Below are 5,166 nucleotides of genomic sequence, written 5' to 3' on the forward strand. Positions count from 1 at the left end.
GCTCGCCACCGCCTACGCCCACCAGAGCCGCTTCGCCGTCACCAGCGGGAACGTCACCCGCGGCCAGGTCATCGGCTACATCGGCACCACGGGCAGCTCGACCGGCTGCCACCTGCACCTCGAGGCACGACTGGCCGGGACACCGGTGGATCCCATGGGGTACCTCTGAGGAGGTACCTGAGGGTGGGTCCTCGCCGGGCTCCACCTGGCTGCTGGTGCTGCGGTCGCGCAGTCGTGCTCAGGTTTGTATGCGTCCCTGGGCCCACCACCAGCAGGAGGCTGCGAATCCTGCCGGTGCCGCGCGGACGCTAGTGCCCCCGCACGCCAGACGTGACGTTGCTGAAAGGGGCGGCCTGGTGGGTCAGACCCCGGCGTAGGAGTGCAGGCCGGGGAGCCAGATGTTGACCCCGAAGAAGTTGAACAGGAAGGCGAGGTAGCCGGCCAGGGCGAACCAGGTGGCCCGTCGCCCGCGCCAGCCGGCGGTGGACTGGGCGTGCAGGTAGGCGGCGTACAGGACCCAGGTGATGAAGGCCCAGGTCTCCTTCGGGTCCCAGCCCCAGTAGCGGCCCCAGGACTCCTCGGCCCAGATGGCGCCGGCGATGACGGCGAACGTCCAGATCGGGAAGGCGAACACCGTTGCGGCATGGAAGACCTTCTCCAGCGCGGCCGCGGCGGGCAGGTGCGCGGCATACCGGCTACGCGGCCGCGTCCCCTGGGTGGTCAGGACCGCACGACCGTCGATCCACGACCTCACCAGGTACAGCACGCCCGCCGCGGCGCCGACGGTGAACACGCCGCCGGAGACGATCGCGGCGGCGACGTGGATGACGAGCCAGTAGGAGTTCAGTGCCGGGACGAGATCACCGGCCGGTGTGTAGAGGACGGTGACAGCCAGCCCGAGGGTGAGCGTGACGACGCCGACGATCCACACGCCGAGGTCTCGGACCGGCTGCCGGTGCAGGAGGACGAGGTAGGCCCCGGTGGCGGCCAGACCGCCCGCGACGGCGAACTCGTACATGTTGCCCCAGGGAGCCCGGCCGGCCGCGAGCCCTCGGGTCACCAGGCCCGCGAGGTGCAGGAGGAAGGCGAGGACCGTGAGGGACACCGCGACCCGACCCAGCCGCTGGTCCGTCCGCGACCCCGCGGCGGGAGGGCCAAGGTCTGCCGGGCCAGCGGGCGAGAGGCGGTCGTCCCGCCCGGGCACGACCGCAGGGACCAGGACGGCGTCTCGAACCAGGACCGTCTGGTCGACCTCGACGGCCGCACGGCCCCGGAGGGCGGCCTCGGCCGCATAGGCAAGCATCGCCAGGGCATACACGGCGATGGCGGAGTACACGAGGGTGTCGCTCAGCCAGGCCCAGTCCATCGTTCTACTCCTTCGTCACGGGTGTCGCGGTCCACGCGGGCATCTCGGTCCGCGCGGTCGACCCCGTGCCGGGCCCGCTGCCCGAACCGGTATCGGCTCCACTGACCTGCAGGAGCTGGCGGAGCAGCTCCGTCGGGGGGTCCTGCCGGGTCAGGCTGTATGCCGCCACCTCGACACCGGTGGTGCAAGCGTCGGTGGGGTGCACCCGGACCCACACCCGACGGCGGGGGATGGTCAGGGACATGGTCAGGCCCACGAGCAGCATGATGGCAGCCGCCAGCGAGACCTCCTTGCCCGGGTCGTAGGCGATCTGGAGGTTGACGAACCTGGCCACGCCGTCGAACGTCACGCTGCCAAGCCCGTCCGGCAGCGTCATGGTCTCCCCGGGTCGAAGTGCCCGGGTGAGGGGTTGCCCGCCCTCGCTGAGCTGCTCCATGTCGGTGGTGTCCAGCCTGTAGACCGACTGGGGCGCACCGTCTGACAGCCCCAGGTCCCCGGTCCAGGCGGTGAGCAGGAGCTGCGGATCGAGGAGGTCCGGCGACAGCGAGTACGGCCCGGTCACGGGGTCGAAGGCGGCCGTGGGCAGGAACAGGCCCTGGAAGCCGAGCTGTTCCGGCTGGGCGTCGGGGGCCTTGACGACGCCCTCGGAGGTGAAGAGCCCGTCCAGGGGAAGGAACACCACCGGTCCCGAGGCGACCTCGCGCCCCTGTCCGTCCCGGACGGTGATGCGCGGCGCGTACCCGTTGCCGGTGAGGAACAGCTTGGTTCCGCGGACGTCGAGGGGGGAGTTGACCGCGATGGTGGTCTCCTCGGCCGGCGAGCCGGGGCGCCGGGTGAGCGTGACGTCGGCCCGGAAGTCCCGGGCGGAACCGCGCTGCGGTCCGGTCTGCTCGAACCGGGCGGTGAACGTGTCGAGCGTGAGGAAGAACGGCGTCAGGCGGGCCTCGTCGGTGAAGGGTCCGGGCGAGAACTCGTCGTACTGGGAGCGGGTGTTGGAGAAACCGCCGCCTTCGGCCACGACGACCCGGCCTTCGAAGCCGAACAGGGCGCCGATGGCGATGCCGAAGAGGAGCACTAGCAGCGACAGGTGGAACAGCAGGTTGCCGACCTCGCGCAGGTAGCCCTTCTCCGCGCGGACGGTGCTGCCGTCGATGTCGACCCTGAACCCGCGCCGCCGGAGCTCCTCTGCGGTGACCCGGAGCACCTGGACTGCGGCCAGGGTCGAGTCTGCCCGCCGATGGCCGGGCAGACGGGCCAGGTTGCCCGGCGCGCGCGGTGGATCGGCCCTGGTGGCACGCCACAGCCGGGCGCAGCGCGGCAGTACGCACCCGGTCATGGAGACCAGCAGGAGCAGGTAGATGGCCGCGAACCACGGTGAGGCGTACACCTCGAACAGGCCCAGCCGGTCCAGCCATGGCGCGAGCGTCGGGTTCTCGCGGAAGAAGCCCGCCACCGCGTTGGGGTCTGACGCCACACCCCGCTGCGGCAGCAGCGACCCGGGCACCGCGGCCAGCGCGAGCAGCGCCAGCAGGACCAGCGCCGAGCGCATCGACGTCAAAGACCGCCACGCCCAGCGCGCCCACCCCGCGCTGCCCCCGCCCTCCGGGCGAGCAGGCATCTCCAGCACCCCGCTGCGCTCGAGCTGGTCCTGGACCTCGGTCACGTCACTGCCTGTCGGTCCGAGCCGGGACGGGCCATCAGATGACCGGGGTGAATGCGGCCGCCCAGATACGCATGGTGACCATGATGCGCTCCCACACGCCGGTGGCCAGCAGCAGCCCCGTGAGCACCAGCAGCCCCCCGCCGGCGCGCGTCACCGCCACCCGGTGCCGACGGACCCAGCCCAGCGTCCCGGCCGTCCTGCGCACCGCCAGCCCCACGGCAAGGAACGGCACACCCAGACCCAGGGCATACGCCACCGACAACAGGGTCCCCCGCCCCGCGCTGGCCTCGGTGAACGCCAACGTCTGCACCGCCGCCAACGCCGGCCCTATGCACGGGGTCCACCCCAGTCCGAACGTCACCCCCAGCAGCGGGGCACCGGCCAGACCACGCGCCGGACGCAGGTGGAACCGCCGCTCGCGCTGCAGGCCGGGCACGTACCCGAGGAACGCCAGCCCCATGACCACGATGGCGACCCCCATCACCCGTGTGATCGGAGACTGGTACTGCAGCAACAGCGACCCGAGCCCCCCGAACAGGGCACCGAAGGAGGCGAACACCGTGGCGAACCCGGCGACGAACAGCGCCGTGCCGGCCAGGACGAGCCCGCGGCGCGGCCTGTCCAGGTCCGCACCCGACAGCCCGGTCACGTACGACAGGTAGCCGGGCACCAGCGGCAGCACGCACGGCGACAAGAAGGACACCAGCCCTGCCAGGACGGCCACCGGCACCGCCAGCAGCATCGACCCGCTCAGCACGGTGCCCTGCAGCAGCGAGGTCACGACGACGTCGAAGTCATAGCGCCTCGGCCAGCGTGCCGTCCAGCAAGGCCGTCACGGTCGCCTCCCGCACCGCTCCGAGGACCCTGGCAGCCACCCTGCCGTCCCGGTCCAGCACCAGCGTCACCGGCACCGCCGAGGCAGGCACGTACTGGCTGAGTGCCAGCACGGCCCGGCCGTCGGTGTCCTCGATGCTCGGGTAGGTGATGCCGTGCTCCTCCTCGAACGCCACGGCCGCGGCCCGGTTGTCCTTGACGTTCACCCCGACGAAGGACACCCCACGCTCGCGGTAGTCCGTCGACACCCGGGACAGCACCGGGGCCTCGACCCGGCAAGGCCCGCACCAGGACCCCCACACGTTGACGACCACCACCTCACCCCGCAGGCTCGCCAGGTCCAGCTCGTCATCGGTGAGCGTGGCCCCGCTCAGGTACACCGGCGCACCACGATCCCCGACCTTGTACTCGGTGACCGGTTGCGACACCGAGACCCCTACTCCGGCATCACCGCCGGGCCGTCCGGTAGCACCGTCGGACGGACGGTCGGCGAGCCATACCGTCGACGCGCCCAGAGCCACCACCGCAGCGGCACCGAGCCCGCCCACGAGAACAGTCCGACGGGTCAAGGATGGCTGGACGCTGACCCCTTCGTCAGCTCGACGGACGTCCGCGGACCGGGCGCCGTCTCTCATGCAATCGATGCTAGGCGGCGTCTGTGCAGGAGCGTGACCCCGGCCCGGGCCGGCACGGGCGGCGGGTGGCGGGTGGCGGGTGGCAAGAGCAGCCACCTGCCGCATGCGTAGGACGAGTGCGGCGACGTCGCTTGCTGGTCCTGGGGAGACACGCTTCGGCGGTGGTCGCAGATGAGCTTGGACTCAGGCGTCGCCGAAGACGTGGGAGAGGCCCAACACTTTGGTGCAGGGCGTACCCCCTCCTTCGACGAGCCCGTCACCGTGAGGCTGCGGCCGCCCGCCGGCAGGTGCAGGCCTGGCCATCGCCGTGGGCCGCTGTTCAGCCGTGGGGCCGTACCGCCTAGCGTTGACACCTGACAGCCTCCGAGGTGAGAGAGGGGTAGGCCCAGCATCGCGGACGGGTGTGCAAGCGAACTGCCCAGGAACAGACGGTCAAAATGAGAGTGCACGCCCCGCCCACGAGTGCATCCGCATCTGACCCTGGCCGCCCATGAACGCGGCGTCGGCCGTCCAGCAGGCTAGAGAACTCGACCCAGTCCCTGAGGCGAGCAGACATCGTCCCGGCCAGGACCCATACCGCCCAGAGAAGGAGAACAGCCTGATGGCGACCGCTGAGGGCTTCGTCACCCGCGGCGTGGACGGGGCCACCGCCGCCCGGTCCACCACGC

5 protein-coding genes are annotated in these 5,166 nt (G+C 71.5%); 1 reads left to right on the top strand and 4 read right to left on the bottom strand.

Annotated features, from left to right (window positions below; genetic code table 11):
* The coding region (locus WCS02_RS17120; protein WP_340295438.1) for a M23 family metallopeptidase at positions 1 to 169 on the top strand (169 nt) is incomplete at its 5' end.
* Positions 170 to 361: 192 nt separating this feature from the next.
* Here WCS02_RS17120 and ccsB read toward each other — a convergent pair.
* Genes ccsB through WCS02_RS17140 form a run of 4 tightly spaced genes read right to left on the bottom strand, consistent with a single transcriptional unit; the run spans position 362 to position 4,291 of the window.
* Positions 362 to 1,366, bottom strand: a complete 1,005-nt coding sequence (gene ccsB / locus WCS02_RS17125) for a c-type cytochrome biogenesis protein CcsB (protein WP_340295432.1) — start codon at positions 1,364 to 1,366, stop codon at positions 362 to 364.
* A 4-nt stretch (positions 1,367 to 1,370) separates the two neighbouring features.
* Entirely contained in the window at positions 1,371 to 3,029 is a 1,659-nt protein-coding gene (gene resB, locus WCS02_RS17130) for a cytochrome c biogenesis protein ResB (protein WP_340295434.1), read from the bottom strand.
* Positions 3,030 to 3,063: 34 nt separating this feature from the next.
* Entirely contained in the window at positions 3,064 to 3,810 is a 747-nt protein-coding gene (locus WCS02_RS17135; RefSeq protein ID WP_376984549.1) for a cytochrome c biogenesis CcdA family protein, read from the bottom strand.
* A gap of 13 nt (positions 3,811 to 3,823) precedes the next feature.
* Positions 3,824 to 4,291 (bottom strand): TlpA family protein disulfide reductase, encoded by a 468-nt coding sequence (locus WCS02_RS17140; protein WP_340295436.1) that lies wholly within the window; start codon positions 4,289 to 4,291, stop codon positions 3,824 to 3,826.
* Positions 4,292 to 5,166: the final 875 nt, after the last annotated feature.

Source organism: Aquipuribacter hungaricus, from assembly GCF_037860755.1.
GTDB classification, from domain to species: Bacteria; Actinomycetota; Actinomycetes; order Actinomycetales; family JBBAYJ01; genus Aquipuribacter; species Aquipuribacter hungaricus.